Below are 16,141 nucleotides of genomic sequence, written 5' to 3'. Positions count from 1 at the left end.
GGCACGGGCAGACATCTTGTCACTGAGTGACAGGGCCCTCTACTCTCCCGACGTGACTTACCAGTAAGTAAGAACGCGGTCCGACCCTGCGCGGCCTTGCATGTCATGTCCCTGACTATTCCCCGCACCTCCGGCCGGCCGCCCCGCCCCCTCCGGCCCCCGGCTTCCCCCGCCTCCCAGCTCTCCCCCCACCCACACCGGAGTCGCCATGCCCCCCACCACGACCAGGCGCACCTTCCTCGCCGGAGCCGCCGGGATCGGAGCGGCGAGCCTGCTCAAAGCCCCCGCCGCGGCCGCCGCGCCCGCCCGCGTGACCTTGACGAGGGAAGAACACCGGGCCGTCGTCATCGGCTCGGGATTCGGCGGCGGCGTCGCGGCGCTCCGGCTGGCCCAGGCGGGTGTCCCGGTCACCGTCCTGGAACGCGGCCGGCGCTGGCCGACGGGACCGAACGCCGAGACCTTCCCCCACGTGTCCGGCCTGGACAAGCGGATGCTCTGGTACGGCACCCTCCCGGAAGCGGTCCGCCCGCTCGCGCAACTGCTGGGCACCCCACTGGACTTCACGCCCTACGCCGGGCTGCTCGAACCGGTGCTCGGCCGGAACGTCCTGGCGGTCTGCGCGTCCGGTGTCGGCGGCGGATCCCTCGTCTACCAGGGCATGACCCTGCAACCGTCGGAAGCGGTGTTCACCACCTGGCTGCCCGAACAGCTCGACTACCAGCTCATGAACCGCGTCCACTACCCGCGCGTCGCCCGGATGCTGCGCACGGCCACCGCACCCGACGAACTGATCACCACACCCACGTACTACGCGGCACGGGTCTTCGCCGAACGCGTCCGCGAGGCCGGCTACGGCCTGGAGAAGATCCCCATGCCGATCGACTGGGACTACGCCCTGGCCGAACTGCGCGGCGAGATGAAACCGTCGTACACGAACGGGGACTGCGCGCTCGGCGTCAACAACGGCGGCAAGCACTCGGTCGACGTCACCTACCTCCGGCAGGCCGAGGCGACGGGCAACGTCACCGTCGCCACGCTCCACAACGTCACCTCCGTCGCCCGCGCCCAGGACGGCCGCTGGGAGGTGCACGTCGACCGGACCGACGAGGCGGGCACCGTGGTCGAGCAGAAGATCCTCACCACCCGCGCCCTGGTCATGGCGGCCGGCAGCCTCAACACCAGCCGGCTCCTCGTCCGCGCCGGCGCCACCGGCGCCATCCCCGACCTGCCCGACGGCCTCGGCGAGAGCTGGGGCACGAACGGCGACCGGATCTACGCCTGGACCGACCTCCAGGAGGACTTCGGCGCCGAACAGGGCGGTCCCGTCGTCTACGGCAGCAAGGACTGGTCCGACCCGGCCACCGCCAACACGATCATCCAGGCCTCGCTCCCCCCGCTCGGCATCGACGCGAGGACGACGATGCTCGTCGGCTTCGGGGTGAGCGCCGACCGCGGCCGGTTCCGCTACGACTGCCTCACCGACTCCGTGACACTGCACTGGCCCCTGGGCGGCGACAGCGCCAGCCACCGGCAGATCCACCGGCGGGTGTCGGCGGTCGCCGTCGGCCTCGGTGTCCTCACCGACACCAACTCCCTCGTCAACAGCACCTGGCACCCCCTCGGCGGCGCAGCGATGGGCACCGTCTGCGACCTGGAAGGCCGCGTGAAGGACCAGCCCGGCCTGTACGTCCTCGACGGCGCCCTGATCCCGGGCACCACCGGCGCGTGCAACCCGTCGATGACCATCGCCGCCGTGGCCGAACGGGCGATGGACGCCATCGTCACCCAGGACGTCGGCACCATCGTCTAGTACGGGGACCGCGCCGGACCCGCCGCGGACATGCGGGCCGGACGACGTCTCCCTCCCCCGAAGGCGACGTCGTCCGGCCCATCCCCCGCCGCCGGACTGGTCGGTGTGCCCGCGTGGCCGTGGGCCGTGGTGTCACCAGCACATGACGGCCGTCTCGCCCGACCCCCAGCCGGAGTACAGGCGTACGCGGACGAAGTAGCGGCGGCCCCTGACGAGGCGGGCCCTGATGGTGGCGTTGTGCTCGGTGCCGCCGTCGTCCCGGCCCGCGAGGAAGCGGGGCTCGCCGTCGCGTTCCTCGAAGACCACGACGACGGAGTCGCTCGCGCCGAAGGTGCCCACGGCGTACTCGCGGGTCTCCGGCGGTTCGACGGTGAAGTCGGCCTGCTCGCCCGGTCCCAGCGACAACGCCACCGAACGGAACGGCGTCAGCGCGGGTGGCCGGGGTGTGTCCAGGGGCGGGTACCAGCGGAGCGCGAACTCCTTGTCCAGGGCGGACAGTCCGCCGGGGGTGTGCACGCCCCCGCGGAACTGCTCGGGCTCCAGGATCAGCCCCGCCGCGAACGGGTACTCCATGACCGACTGCGGGTCCCACACCGAGCCGTTGACCTCGGCGGGGTCCAGCTTGCGCAGGATGTTGAAGAAGGTGCGGTCCCGGCTCCAGAAGTTGGGCGGGCCCGCCAGATCGGCGTACACGGCCTCGTCGTCCCAGTGGATGCCGGCGAACGGGCTCTGGTGCTCGTGCTGCATGCCGAGCGCGTGCCCGATCTCGTGCAGCGCCGTCGCGCGCTCCCCGGGTGCGGTCAGGTCCCACCCGAAGTTCATGGTGCGCTCGTGCAGGCCCGGCAGCAGCGCGTCCCGGCCCACGGCCGACCAGGAGCCGTCGCCCTGCTGGAAGCCTATGCGCAGTTCGGCCTCCGAGCGGTCGAAGACCTCGGTGAACCCGATGCCGATGCCGAGGTCCCGCCACTCGCGGAAACAGTCGCGCACCACGTCCCGCTGTCCGTGGCCGCCGACCCACGACACCCGGCGGGTGCCGGCGGCACCGGGGACCGGGATCACGGACGCGTCGGCGTCGCCGTCGAAGAAGTAGTAGTGCAGCACGGTGCCGTTGACCCACATCCGGCGTTGGCCCATGAGCGCACCGACCCGCTCGGCGGCCAGCCCCGGGGCGAACGCGGGGGCCGGCTGCTGCACGAGCGAGCAGTAACGGGCGGTCATGGGTTCCAGGGTGCCCCGGAGCCCCGTCCGGGGGCCTGAGTCGGGGCCTACTCAAGTCGCCCTGTATCAGGAATGAGTATGCGGACTCCTGTGGATGTGACGACTTCCGTACGCGCCGCCCGCACCCCCCGGCCGCACTCCTCGCCGGACCTCGTGCCGGTCCCCCCGACGCTCCTCCCGCCGCGCCGCGGGCCGGTCCGGCCGCCGGCCGCCTCGCCCGCTCCGCCGCCGCTCGCGCCGGTGTCGCCGTCGGCGCCGTGGGCGTTCACCGGCCGGGAGGAGGAACTGGAGCTGGTCCGGCGTGCGTCGGCGGCCGGCCGGCCCGGCATCGTGGTGACCGGGCCGGCCGGCCGCGGCCGCACCCGGCTGGCCGCCGAGGCGGTCCGGGGCACGGACTGCGTACGCGTGGCCGGCACCCCCGGGACACGGGGCACCGCCTTCGCCGCCTTCGCCCATCTCCTGCCCGAGGGCGTCACCCTGCACCGGGCCGTCCGGCTCCTGTCCGGCGTACGGCTGCTGCTGGTCGACGACGCCCACCTCCTCGACGACTCCTCCGCCGCCCTCGTCCACCAACTGGCCGTCCAGGGCCGCACCCGCCTGCTGGTCCTCGTCACGGACGGCGCCCCCGCGCCCGGCGCCGTGACCCGGCTGCGGACGGGCGAACTCCTGCCCCGCCTCGCCCTGGAGCCGCTGCTCCGCGAGGAGACCGCCACGCTGCTGGCCGAGGCCGCCGGCGTCCCCCTGGAGCCCCTCACCGTCAACCGCCTGCACCACCTGTCCGGGGGCGACCTGCGCCTGCTGCGCGATCTGCTGGACGCACTGCGCGAACAGGACCTGCTGACCCGGTCCCCGGACGGCGAGGGGAGGTGGCGCGGCCGGCTCCCCCTCACCCCCGTCCTGCGCGAACGCGCCGCGCCCGTCCTGACCCGTGCCTGCCCCGGCGAACGGGAGACGCTCGACCGCCTCGCCTTCGCCGAGCCGCTGCCGGTCCGCGTCGACGACCTCGATCTGCACGTCCTCGAACGTCTGGAGTCCGACGGCCTGGTCCACGCCGACGACGACACGGCCGTCCGCCTCGCCCACCCCCTGCACGGCCCCGTGCTCCGCGCCGCCGCCGGCCGGCTGCGGGCCCGCCGCCTGTCCGCCGCGCGGGGGCCACTCGGCCCGGCCCTCGACGCGGAGGCCGCCGGCCTGACGCGCCGTATCGCCCGGCTGGACGTCCGCACGACGCCCACGCCGGTGGGGGAGTGGCTGGTGGCGGAGGGCGAGCCGGTCCCGCCGCCGTACGCCGCCGTCCGCGCGCGGTTCGCCCGGCTGCGCGGCGAACTGCGCGAGGCCGCCGCCTGGGCGGGGGAGGGCTTGGCCGCCGCCCCCGACCACGACGAATGCCGCCGCCAACTCGCCCTGACCGCCCTCCAGTCGGGCGAGGAGACCGGCCCCGGCATCCCGTACGGCCCCGGCATCCCGTACGGCTCCGGCGCCCCGTACGGCTCCGGCATCCCGTACGGCTCCGGCGCCCCGTACGGCTCCGGCGCCCCGTACGGCTCCGGCGCCCCGTACGGCTCCGGCGTTCCGTCCGGTCTCGACGGCGCGCATGGCGACGGCGACTCGCGCCCCGGTGTCCCGCACGGTCCCGATGGCGCGTGCGGTGCCGGTGCCGTCGCCTCGCGCCCCGGTGTCCCGTCCGGTCCCGACGTCCCGCGCGGTGTCGACGCCGTGTGCCCCGGTGTCCCGTCCGGCTCGGACGCCCCGCACAGCCCGGACGCCCCGTACCGCCCCGACACCGGTCACGGCCGCCGCCTCACGAGCCCCGCAGGCGATCCCTACGCCGTCTACGACGCCGTACGCCTCGGCGCTCCCGAGCGCGCCCTGCCGCTCCTCCCGGCCGGCGGTGTTCTCGCGCGCCACGCCGACGCGCTCGCCCGCTCCGACGGACCCGCCCTCGACGAGGTCGCCCGGGAACTGGAGGAACGCGGCTTCCTGCTGTTCGCCGCGGAGGCGTACGCGCAGGCCGTGGGCGCCCATCGCGACCCGAGCGCGGCCCGCACCGCCCGCACCCGTGCCGTCGCCCTGGCCCGCCGCTGCCAGGGCGCCCGCACCCCGGCCCTGTCCGGCCTCGTCCTCGGGGAACTCACCACCCGCCAGCGGCAGATCGTCACGCTGGCGGCGGCCGGTCTGAGCAACCGGCAGATCGCGGAGCGCCTCACCCTCTCCGTCCGCACCGTCGGCAACCACCTCTACAGCGCCTACACCCGCCTCGGCGCGAGCGACCGGCGGGCGCTGCCGTGGCTGGTGGAACCGGAGCGCAGGCAGCCGGCCTGACCGGCGGGCCGGCTCCCGCCGGGGGACCTCACGCCGCTCCGAACGCGGTGAACGCCCACCCCGTCGCCCGGTGCGACGCGTCACCCGGCAGCGCCGCGCGGGCGTCGCGCAGCGCCTCCGCCAGCGACAGGCCGCCGCTGAGCCCCTTGTGCAGCGCCAGCATCAGCACCACCACCGCCTCGTCGTTCACCGGCGCGCTGCTCGCCACCACCCCCGCCGTGCCCAGCGGCAGCAACGCCGTGACCAGGCCGAGGAGTTCGTCGGCGCCGACCGAGGCCATGCGGGCGGTGTCGCAGCTGGAGAGGATGATGCGGTACGGGCTGCGGGCGAGGCGTTCGAAGTCGTGGACGATCAGCGGGCCGTCGGCCATCCGCAGCGACGAGAACAGGGGGCTGTCGGCGCGGAAGGTGCCGTGCGCCGCGAGGTGGGCGAGCGCCGCGCCGTCCAGTTCCTCCAGGACGCGCGGCACGCGCGCGTCCGCCTGCTCCAGCACCGTGGGCCTGCCGTACCGCCCGGCGACCTCCGGCACCTCCGCCCCGCCGGTCGCCAGGCCCGGACCGCGCACCAGGACGTGCCGGCCGCCCGGCGGCGGCTCGGTCTCCCGGGCGCGCAGCCAGCTGCTCGCCGACGGCGACACGCTGAGCACCCGCTCCCGCAGCGACGGCAGCAGCGCCCACGGGACGCGGTGCAGCCGCGCCGGCGGCACCACCACCACCGGACCGGACCCCAGCCGGCCCGCGGCCTCCCCGAGCAGCAGCTCCTCCAGCCGCCGCCCCATCGCCTCCACCACCGGCAGCCGGCCCTCCGCCCTGGGGTGGGCGAGGCGCCGCAGCGCGGCCTGGACGTGCTCGGCCTCCCGCTCGGCCTCGGCGAGCGGCCCGCCCGTGAACCGCCGTACCCGTCCGTCCCCGCACAGCAGGATCTGCACCCGCCCGTCCAGGACGGCGAGTTCGACCAGCCGCCCGTCCCCGAGCCGCTCCAGCAGCCGGCCGGCGTCGAAACGGTGGCCGTCGCCGGGCGCGTCCCCGCGGATGTGCAGGGTGCGGGAGCGGACCTCCCGCTCCAGGCGCCGCTGCTCCCGCTCCAGGGCCGGCACCGGGCGGCCGTCCATCCGCGCGCTCTCCGCGCGCGCGGCGATCTCCCGGAACGCCGTCAGGCCGCTGAGCAGCGCGGGGTCGGCGGGCGGCCGGGTGGGCGGCGCCGACAGCACCGTGGCCCGCCACCGCTCGCTCCACACCAGCAGCTGCCGCGGCCCGCCCCGCTCCAGGCTCACCTGCTGGGCCAGCGCGGCGAGTTCGGCGCCCTGCGCCGTCGCCCGGGCGCGCAGCTCCGAGGCGCCCAGCGTCGTACGGTGGTCGTCCAGCACGTCCAGTCCGCGCCGGCACGCCTCCAGGACGCCCCGCTGCGACCCGGTCGCCCGCGCCCACAGCGCCTGCGCCGCCCAGCCCGTCATCCGGGCCAGCGGCGGCCCGCTGCGCCGGCTGCGCGCGGCGACCGCCAGATACCGTTCGGCGTCCGCCGTCCAGTCCAGGTCCAGCGCGATCCGGCCCGCCAGCAGCCACGCCTCCGGCGCCGCGGGCGCCCCGAACCCCGACAGCCGCTCCGCCACCCGGACCGCGTCCGCCACCAGCCGTCCCGACCCGCGTCCGGTGGCGACCCGCGCCTCGATCAGCACCAGCTGGGCGTGCGCCTCCCACCAGGTGCGCCGCTGCCCGGCGAAGAGCCGTACGGCCAGCGCCGCCCGCGCGGTCGCGGTCCCCGGATCGCCCGCCAGCCGCGCGGCCCGTGCCGCCGCCAGCAGCAGCTCCGCCTTGCGCGTGGACTGTCCGCCGATGCCGTCCAGGACCGCGATCGCGGCGTCCGCCTCGGCCAGCGCCTCGGGCGCGAGACCGGCCGCCATCAGGACCTCGCAGCGCCGGATGTTGAGCATGAAGGTGGGGGTGCCGAGCTTGGCGTACCGCTCCTCGGCCTCGTCCAGCAGCCGCAGCGCCGCCGGGACGTCCCCGGAACGGAACGCGGCCAGGCCCCGGCTCTCCACCGCGTCCGCCTTGTCGTGCTCCTGCCCGGTGGTGTCCCACAGCGCCTCGGCCGCCGTGAAGTCCGCGTCGGCCTGCTTGATCGCCCCGAGCGCGAGATGGACGGTGGCGCGCAGGGTGAGGGCACGCGCGGTCCAGATGACGTCGTCCGCCTGCCGCAGCACGGGCACGGCCCGGCGTACGTCCTCCAGCGCCTCGCGGTGGTGGCCCAGCACCCACCAGGAGTAGGCCCGCCGGTACAGCACGCGCGCGCGTGTGTGGCCCGTGCCGCGTCCGACGCCCCGCTCGAACGCGGCGAGCCCCTGCCGGGTGCGGCCGGCGTGCACCAGCGCCACCCCGAGGGTGGCCAGGACGTCCGCCTCGCGTTCGGCGGAGTCCGCGCGGGCGGCCAGGGCGCGGGCGCGCCGCAGGTGGTCCAGGGCGAGCCGCATGTCGCCCCAGTCCCGCTGCCAGATACCGATCACCTGATGGGCGACGGAGGCGCGCAACGGCGTCGGATCGGTGTCGAGCACGCCCTCCGCCCGCGCCAGCGCGTCGTTGGGGGCGGCGAACACCATCGGCAGCAGTTCGAGAACCGTGTCGTTTCCCGCTGTCACTCCATGGATGGTAGTGGCCCGGGTTGTCCGTCCCACAGGGTCGGCGGCGTATCAGGCCGTGCCAAGCGGAAGGCACATCGACCGGATCGACGCGCCGGGGAGCGTGCGCTGGGGCGTGCGATCGCAACCGCACCACCCCTCCCTGTCGTCGCACCACCTGTATCAGACGACGGCCCCGCGGCTCTGACTGACGACCATCGGTCTCAGGGGAGGACACGCCATGGCACCACAGCGATTCCACGAGCAGTTCGGCCAGATCCAGCGCGCCCTGCCGGACGTCCCCTTGGCGATGGGACCCGACGACTCCGCCGAGTTCATCTACGAGAAGGGCGTCGTCCTCGCCCGCGACGGCGAGGAGGCCCAGGTCGTCGAGGACACCGTCCGCGCCCACTTCACCGAGGCGCCCGACCTCGTGCCCGACCACGTCCGCCGGACCGGCCCGCAGGCCAACCGCTCGGGCATCACCCGCATCCGCGTCGCCGACCCCGGCGAGGGCGCGCCCGGGACCGACCGCGCCGTCGCCGGGGCCCTGCGCGCCCTGCGCGGCGCCGAGAACCGGGCGGGCCGCCGGCTCGTCAGCCGCAACCACGTGGTGTCCATCGCCGTCAACGCCTGCCCCGGCGACGAGCCGGTCCCCACCACCGAGCCGCCCAACCCGGCCGCGGCGCAGACCGCCCACGACCCCGCCGGCGCGGTGGGCGTCCTCGTCATCGACACCGGCCTGATGCACGACTACCGCTCCTACCCCCCGCTCGCCCACACCGACGGCGACGCGCAGGTCAAGGAGACGGACGAGCACGGCGTCCTCCAGCAGTACGTCGGCCACGGCACCTTCATCGCCGGACTGGTCGCCGCCGTCGCCCCGGACACCGACGTCACCGTGCGGGGCACCCTCAACGACGCGGGCGCCGTCCTCGAGGACGACTTCGGCGACAAGCTCTTCGAAGCCGTCGAGCAGGGCGGCTGGCCCGACATCATCAGCCTGTCCGCCGGCACGTCCAACGGCCGCGTCGACGGCCTGCTCGGCGTCGCCGCCTTCATGGAGGAACTGCGCACCCGGCCCACCCTGCTGGTCGCGGCCGCCGGCAACAACGCCAGCGCCACCCCGTTCTGGCCCGCCGCCTACGCGGCCCAGCCCGACTACGCCGACGCGGTCGTCTCGGTCGGCGCGCTGCGCGGCGACGGCGAGTTCGGCGCCTGCTTCAGCAACCACGGCCCCTGGGTGCGGGTCTTCGCCCCCGGCGAGCGCCTCGTCAGCGCCCTCACGGGCTTCGACAGCCCCGTCCCGTACGTCTACCAGCACTCCACGTACGACGACTGCCGTTACGGCTTCACCTACCCCTGCCCCTGCCGGTCGCCGCGCCACACCGGTGTGCTCAGCGAGGAGCGGGCGGCCGGCTCGGGCAAGCCCGACCAGGTGATGTTCGAAGGGCTCGCCTCCTGGAGCGGCACGTCGTTCGCGACGCCCGTCGTGGCGGGGCTGGTGGCGGCGCACATGACGGCGCACGGCGAGACCGACCCGCGCGCGGCCGCGCGTCAACTGCTGGCCACCCCGACCGACTTCGCCGAGGTGCGCGGCTCCCACGTACCGGTGCTGCGCCCGCCGACCTGGCGTCCCGCACCGGTCGCACAGCTCGCTCCCTCGGTGTGAGGCCGGCATGAGGTCCGACGCCGCACCCGCCACGGCGTACGATGACAGGCCGTACACGAGGGGTGGGACCGTGGACCGTAACGAAGTCGGCGCACTCGTCCAGGCCGCCGTCGACGGTGACACGGCGGCCTGGAAGGCGCTGGTGGAGGGGCTGAGCCCGCTGGTGTGGTCCGTCGTGCGCGCGCACCGGCTCTCCGAGGCCGACGGCCACGAGGTGTACCAGACCGCCTGGTTCCGCTTCGCCCAGCACCTGGGCCGCATCCGTGAGCCGGACAAGGCGGGTTCCTGGCTGGCGAGCACCGCGCGCAACGAGTGCCTGAAAGTGATCAGAAGCCTGCGCCGGATGACCCCGACGGACGACCCTCAGCTGCTCGACCGCGTCAGCGAGGACCGCACGCCGGAGCAGTCGGTGCTGGACTCGGAGGAGGCGGCCGCGCAGAGCGAGCGCGTCCGCCGCCTCTGGCAGGAGTTCGAGGCGCTCGGAGAGCGCTGCCGGCAATTGCTGCGGGTGCTGATCTCCTCGCCGCCGCCCAGCTACCAGGAGGTGTCGGCCGCACTGGGCATCGCGGTGGGCAGCATCGGACCGATGCGCCAGCGCTGTCTGCGCCGCCTGCGCGCCCGACTCGACGCACGGGGAGCACTGTGAACGGTATGGACGGCACGGAACGCATGGACGGCATGGACGGCATGGGCGACATGGGCGACACGGACGGCGGCCCCGACGGCATGGACGGCGCCGGCGGCGCGGCCGACGCCGCCGCCTTCGACGACGAGGAGTTCGACCACGGCGGTCTGGAGGAGGAGCTGCGCGAGGCCGCGGCCATCCTCGACCCGGTCCCGGCCGAGCTGCGGCAGCTCGCCGTCGAGGCCTACGCGCTGCACGACCTCGACGCCAGGATCGCCGAGCTCACCTTCGACTCGCTGGTCGACGCCATCCCGGTCCGGGGCGCGGTCGACGTGCCGCGGATGCTCACCTTCCACTCCGGCGGCCTGACCGTCGACGTCGAGGTGACCACGCACGGACTGATGGGCCAGCTGCTGCCGCCCCAGCCCGCCTCCATCGAGGTCCTCGACGGGCCCCGCTCCGGCGCGGCCCTCACCGCCGACGACATGGGCCGCTTCGCCGGCGACGCCCCGCCCGCCGGTCCCTTCGCGCTGCGCCTGCGCACCGGCGGAGAGGTGGTCGTCACGGAGTGGCTGCGCGCCTGAGCCGCCGCTCCGCCGGCGTCCTGCCGGTCCCCCGGACGCGGGGGCACCGACGCGTCGCGTCCGCGCCGGGGCGAGCCGCCCCGGCCCCGCCCCGGCACGAGGTGCCGCTACCCGGGAACCTGAGAGGTCTCGCAGCCGAGGTCGGCGCGGCTGCGGACGACGAAGGAGATGCTCCCGGTGTTCTCCCAGATGTTGTTGATGCTGGCGAACAGCCACTTCGTCGTCAGGCTGTGGTCGGCCGATGACAACGTGGCCGTGCGCCCTTCCGTCCCCGGCCTGATCCGGAACCTCACCTCGGTGTTCCCCAGCTTCTGCGGTGGGTTCTCCTGCGCGCTCAGGGTCGTTCCGTTCAGGCTGCCCGGCCCGGCCACCGACTCCACGTCGGCCACCGCCATGACCGATGCCAGATTGACCCGGTGGATGTGGTATTGCGATCCCACGGGGTTGCGCGTGGTCTCCGGACGCCACCTGAACGTGAACGTCGATCCCGGCGCGATCCGCCCGCCGAACGGGTTCGGTGACGACGATTCGTGGATCGTGCCCTCACCCAGCCGGGCCCCCAGCACGTTGCGCCAGTAGAACCGGGGGCTGAGCGTCGCGTTGCCCGCCTGGACACACTGCGTGTCCACCGCCGCCGCAGCCTGCGCCGCCGGGGCCTGGGGCGCCGCGGCGGCGCTCCCCGGCAGCGACGACGCCAGCAGCGTCGCCGCGACGAGCACCCCCAGACCGTACGCTCCCCGTACTCCCCGTACTCCCCGTACTCCCCGTACCCCCCGCCGCCTCCGCGGCACCGGCACGGCGGCACGCCCGCCGCGGGCCGCCGGACGGTTTCCAGCTTCGTACATGCTCCAGCCCTCTCCGTTGCCGACAACGTCCCGGGCGGGCCGCTCCGTCCTGCACGGTGGGAAGCGCCCTCCGGGGCATTCGATGCGGCCAGCATGCAAGTGGGGACGGGCACGCACCGGTGAAAGCCCCACATCCCTCGACTCATTCACCCGAATGCCGCATGAGGGCACGTACGGGACCTCTCCCCGGCGAGTGCCCCGCACTGCTGAAACCGCCGTTCCGCCTGGTGACGGTGTGCCGTCGAGCGTCAACACGGGCGCCGGCGCATCACCTTGGGGAAGGGTGGGCGCGCGGAAGGCGAGGGGGGCTTTCGGCCGTGACGGCGGAGGCGGAAGAGGGTCCCGGGGTGTGTGGGGCGGGAGCGGATGCCGTTCCGGCAGGGGTGCCGGTGTGACGCGGGCGCGGTCGGGGGGTGGCTTCCGTAAACCTGCCGCAGGAGGTTGGCCGATCCGCATCGGTGGTCACTTTACGTGTTCGTCCGATTGCGATGCGCTACGGGCTGTCTCGGCTCGCCACGGCACTCAGGACATCAGGCCGGCCGGCGGGGCGTTCCAGCAGTCACGACGCGAGGGGAAGAACCATGGCCACACCTTCCGCTGTTCCGCTCAGGGTCGCCCTGGTCAACGGCAGTTTCGAAGAGCCCGCCGTGACCGACTACGAGATCCTGCCGGACGCGTCACAGACGCAGGCGTCCAAGCGGGTCCCGGGCTGGCTCACCACCGCCTCCGACCACCGGATCGAGCTGTGGCGGTCGGGCTTCGGCGGGGTGCCGGCCGCCGAGGGCGCCCAGTTCGCCGAGCTCAACGCCAACCAGGTCTCCACGCTCTACCAGGACCTGCCGACCACGCCGGGCACGACGCTGTACTGGCGCCTGTACCACCGGGGCCGTCAGGGCGAGGACACCATGGCCCTGGACATCGGCGCGCCCGGCTCCACGGCGGAGCAGCGGCGCTTCACCGACGGCAACACCGCCTGGGGCTTCTACACGGGCACCTACACCGTGCCGGCCGGGCAGACGCTGACGCGCTTCGCCTTCCGTTCCATCTCCTCCGCCGGCGGCAACCGCGGCATCGGCAACTTCCTGGACGGCATCTTCTTCGGCACCGCTCCCCACGTGGTGCTCGACAAGGCCGCGATCCCGACGGGGCCGCTGGAGGTGGGCGATGTCGTCACCTACCGCGTCACCGCCAGGAACGAGGGCGGTGGCGGGGCCGAGAACCTCGTCCTGACCGACGTCGTCCCGGCGGGCACGACGTACGTGCCCGGTTCCCTGCGCATCGTCGACGGCCCGAACGCCGGGGCGAAGACCGACGACCGGGGCGACGACCAGGCGTACTACGACGCCGGGGCGAACGCGGTCGTCTTCCACCTCGGCGACGGCGCCTCCGGCGTGGCAGGGGGGAGCCTGCCCAACACCGAAGCCCTGGCCGCCGGCACCACCGTGGAGTACCGGGTCGTCATCGACCGGGCCAGCGGCGGCAAGCAGCTCAGCAACACGGCCACCGCCTCCTACGAGAACCGGCTCGGTGACCGGCCGCAGCCGTTGACGGCCACCTCCGACGAGGAGCTCACCCAGGTCAGGCCGGCCGCCGACCTGGGCGTGACGAAGGCCGCCGACGCGACCACCGTCACCGTCGGCCAGACGGTGACCTACCGCGTCACCGTCCGCAACACCGGCCCGAACGGTGCCACCGGCGTCACCGTCACCGACCGGCTCCCGGACGGCCTCGCCTTCCTCTCCGCCGACGGCACGGCCGGCAGCTACGACGCGGCCACCGGACGGTGGGCCGTGGGCGACCTCGCCGACGGCGCCACCGCCACCCTGGTGCTGCGGGGCAAGGCCACCCGGGCCGGCCGCGTCACCAACACCGCCACCGCCGTCGGCAACGAGAGGGACCCCGGCCCCACCGACGACACCGACACCGTCACCGTCTGCGTCGAGCCCGCCCCCTCCTGCTGCGACCCCTGCTCCCCCCGGAAGTGACCCGGACGAGCGCCGCGCGGCCCGCCGTCGCCTCGCCGCGGCAGCCGTCGGCCCGGCGCGGCGGCCGTCGGCCCGGCGCCTGACGCACCTCCGCCCCGGACGCGGGAATCCCGGCCGGGGCGGAGCGGACGACGGGCCGCGGGCCCGTCACCGAGGCGTCAGCTCAGGGACGCGAGCGTCTCGTTCCAGGTGGCCGACGGACGCATGACCTCGGCGGCCTTGGCCGGGTCGGGCTGGTAGTAGCCGCCGATGTCGGCCGGCTTGCCCTGGGCGGCGATCAGCTCGTCGACGATCTTCTGCTCGTTCGCGGTGAGCGCCTCCGCGAGCGGGGCGAAGGCCTTCGCCAGGTCCGCGTCGTCGGTCTGCCGCGCCAGCTCCTGCGCCCAGTACAGGGACAGGTAGAAGTGGCTGCCGCGGTTGTCGATGCCGCCGACGCGACGGGTCGGGGACTTGTCCTCGTCGAGGAAGGTCGCCGTGGCGCGGTCGAGGGTGTCGGCGAGGACCTGGGCGCGGGTGTTGCCGGTGGCCGTGGCGTACTGCTCGAAGGAGGGCACGAGCGCGAAGAACTCACCGAGGGAGTCCCAGCGCAGGTAGTTCTCCTTGACCAGCTGCTGGACGTGCTTCGGCGCGGAGCCGCCGGCGCCCGTCTCGAACAGGCCGCCGCCCGCCATCAGCGGGACGACCGACAGCATCTTGGCGCTGGTGCCCAGCTCCAGGATCGGGAAGAGGTCGGTCAGGTAGTCGCGCAGCACGTTGCCGGTGACGGAGATGGTGTTCTCGCCGCGGCGGATGCGCTCCACGGACAGCTTGGTCGCCTCGACGGGGGCGAGGATGCGGATGTCCAGGCCCTCGGTGTCGTGCTCCGGCAGGTAGGCCTCGACCTTGGCGATCAGGTTGGCGTCGTGGGCGCGGGTGGCGTCCAGCCAGAAGACCGCCGGGTCGCCGGTGGCGCGGGCGCGGGTGACGGCCAGCTTGACCCAGTCGCGGATCGGGTCGTCCTTGGTCTGGCAGGCGCGGAAGATGTCGCCCTCGGAGACCGGCTGCTCGATGACGACGTTGCCGGCCTGGTCGACCAGGCGGACGGTGCCCGCGGCCGAAATCTCGAAGGTCTTGTCGTGGGAGCCGTACTCCTCGGCCTTCTGCGCCATGAGGCCGACGTTCGGCACGGAGCCCATCGTCGACGGGTCGTAGGCGCCGTTGGCCTTGCAGTCCTCGACGACGGCCTGGTAGACGCCGGAGTAGGACGAGTCCGGCAGCACCGCGAGGGTGTCCGCCTCCTGGCCGTCCGGGCCCCACATGTGGCCGGAGGTGCGGATCATGGCCGGCATCGAGGCGTCGACGATGACGTCGGACGGCACGTGCAGGTTGGTGATGCCCTTGTCGGAGTCGACCATCGCCAGGGCCGGGCCCTCGGCGAGCTCGGCGTCGAAGGAGGCCTTGATCGCGTCGCCCTCGGGCAGGGACTCCAGGCCCTTGAGGATGCCGCCGAGACCGTCGTTGGGGGAGAGACCGGCCGCGGCCAGCGTCGCGCCGTACTGCTCGAAGGTCTTCGGGAAGAACGCGCGCACCACGTGGCCGAAGACGATCGGGTCGGAGACCTTCATCATCGTGGCCTTCAGGTGCACGGAGAACAGCACGCCCTCGGCCTTGGCCCGGGCGACCTGGGCGGCCAGGAACTCGCGCAGCGCGGCGACGCGCATCACGGAGGCGTCGACGACCTCGCCCGCGAGGACCGGCACCGACTCGCGCAGCACCGTGGTGGAGCCGTCCTCGCCGACCAGCTCGATCCGCAGCGAGCCCGCCTCGGAGATCACGGCGGACTTCTCGGTGGAGCGGAAGTCGTTCTCGCCCATGGTCGCGACCTCGGTCTTGGAGTCCGAGGACCAGGCGCCCATGCGGTGCGGGTGGGTCTTGGCGTAGTTCTTGACCGACGCGGGGGCGCGGCGGTCGGAGTTGCCCTCGCGCAGGACCGGGTTGACGGCGGAGCCCTTGACCTTGTCGTAGCGGGCGCGGATCTCGCGCTCCTCGTCGGTCTTCGGCTCGTCCGGGTAGTCCGGCAGCGCGTAGCCCTGCTCGCGCAGCTCGGCGACCGCGGCCTTCAGCTGCGGGATCGACGCCGAGATGTTCGGCAGCTTGATGATGTTGGCCTCGGGCGTCTTGGCGAGCTCGCCCAGCTCCGCCAGCGCGTCCGGGATGCGCTGGTCCTCGGTGAGGTACTCCGGGAACACGGCGATGATCCGCCCGGCCAGCGAGATGTCCCGGGTCTCCACGGCGACACCGGCCTGCGAGGCGTACGCCTGGACCACCGGCAGGAAGGAATACGTCGCCAGGGCCGGGGCCTCGTCAGTGTGTGTGTAGATGATGGTCGAGTCAGTCACCGGGTGCTCCGCTCCACGTCTGCAACATTGCTCGACATCAAGATATCTCGTGACCGGGTCCGTCTCGACAGGGGTCGGCTCACATCCGTGC

Annotated in this window: 10 protein-coding genes; 6 read left to right on the top strand and 4 right to left on the bottom strand. The window is 74.1% G+C overall.

The genetic code is table 11. The features are described from left to right. Window positions 1-208: 208 nt before the first annotated feature. Window positions 209-1,810, top strand: a complete 1,602-nt coding sequence (locus ACZ3KJ_RS31395) for a GMC family oxidoreductase N-terminal domain-containing protein (RefSeq protein ID WP_467531950.1) — start codon at window positions 209-211, stop codon at window positions 1,808-1,810. Between the two features lie 132 nt (window positions 1,811-1,942). Here the strand turns inward: ACZ3KJ_RS31395 and absR1 are convergent, their stop codons facing one another. Continuing rightward, window positions 1,943-3,028: a beta-glucuronidase AbsR1 gene (absR1, locus tag ACZ3KJ_RS31390; RefSeq protein ID WP_467531948.1), complete on the bottom strand. Its 1,086-nt coding sequence runs from the start codon at window positions 3,026-3,028 to the stop codon at window positions 1,943-1,945. A 240-nt stretch (window positions 3,029-3,268) separates the two neighbouring features. On the opposite strand from absR1, the gene ACZ3KJ_RS31385 reads away from it, so the two are divergent. Beyond that, on the top strand, window positions 3,269-5,350 hold the full coding sequence (locus tag ACZ3KJ_RS31385) for a LuxR C-terminal-related transcriptional regulator (protein ID WP_467532068.1): 2,082 nt from the start codon (window positions 3,269-3,271) through the stop codon (window positions 5,348-5,350). A 28-nt stretch (window positions 5,351-5,378) separates the two neighbouring features. On the opposite strand, the gene ACZ3KJ_RS31380 is transcribed toward ACZ3KJ_RS31385, so the two are convergent. Continuing rightward, entirely contained in the window at window positions 5,379-7,943 is a 2,565-nt protein-coding gene (locus ACZ3KJ_RS31380; protein ID WP_467532067.1) for a CHAT domain-containing protein, read from the bottom strand. Between the two features lie 259 nt (window positions 7,944-8,202). On the opposite strand from ACZ3KJ_RS31380, the gene ACZ3KJ_RS31375 reads away from it, so the two are divergent. The 3 genes from ACZ3KJ_RS31375 (at window position 8,203) to ACZ3KJ_RS31365 (ending at window position 10,842) form a co-directional block, all read left to right on the top strand. Then, window positions 8,203-9,633: a S8/S53 family peptidase gene (locus ACZ3KJ_RS31375; protein WP_467531947.1), complete on the top strand. Its 1,431-nt coding sequence runs from the start codon at window positions 8,203-8,205 to the stop codon at window positions 9,631-9,633. Window positions 9,634-9,640: 7 nt separating this feature from the next. Further along, on the top strand, window positions 9,641-10,279 hold the full coding sequence (locus tag ACZ3KJ_RS31370; protein WP_467531946.1) for an RNA polymerase sigma factor: 639 nt from the start codon (window positions 9,641-9,643) through the stop codon (window positions 10,277-10,279). An 80-nt stretch (window positions 10,280-10,359) separates the two neighbouring features. Continuing rightward, window positions 10,360-10,842: a hypothetical protein gene (locus ACZ3KJ_RS31365; protein WP_467532066.1), complete on the top strand. Its 483-nt coding sequence runs from the start codon at window positions 10,360-10,362 to the stop codon at window positions 10,840-10,842. Between the two features lie 107 nt (window positions 10,843-10,949). Here the strand turns inward: ACZ3KJ_RS31365 and ACZ3KJ_RS31360 are convergent, their stop codons facing one another. Continuing rightward, window positions 10,950-11,561, bottom strand: coding sequence for a hypothetical protein (locus ACZ3KJ_RS31360; protein WP_467531944.1), 612 nt, complete (start codon window positions 11,559-11,561; stop codon window positions 10,950-10,952). A gap of 707 nt (window positions 11,562-12,268) precedes the next feature. On the opposite strand from ACZ3KJ_RS31360, the gene ACZ3KJ_RS31355 reads away from it, so the two are divergent. Further along, window positions 12,269-13,672: a DUF7507 domain-containing protein gene (locus ACZ3KJ_RS31355; RefSeq protein WP_467531943.1), complete on the top strand. Its 1,404-nt coding sequence runs from the start codon at window positions 12,269-12,271 to the stop codon at window positions 13,670-13,672. Between the two features lie 158 nt (window positions 13,673-13,830). On the opposite strand, the gene ACZ3KJ_RS31350 is transcribed toward ACZ3KJ_RS31355, so the two are convergent. Next, window positions 13,831-16,050 (bottom strand): NADP-dependent isocitrate dehydrogenase, encoded by a 2,220-nt coding sequence (locus ACZ3KJ_RS31350; protein ID WP_467531942.1) that lies wholly within the window; start codon window positions 16,048-16,050, stop codon window positions 13,831-13,833. Window positions 16,051-16,141 lie beyond the last annotated feature (91 nt).

The sequence above is a fragment of the Streptomyces sp. NPDC003248 genome (assembly GCF_055563235.1).
This window is presented reverse-complemented; position numbering and strand designations above follow the sequence as displayed.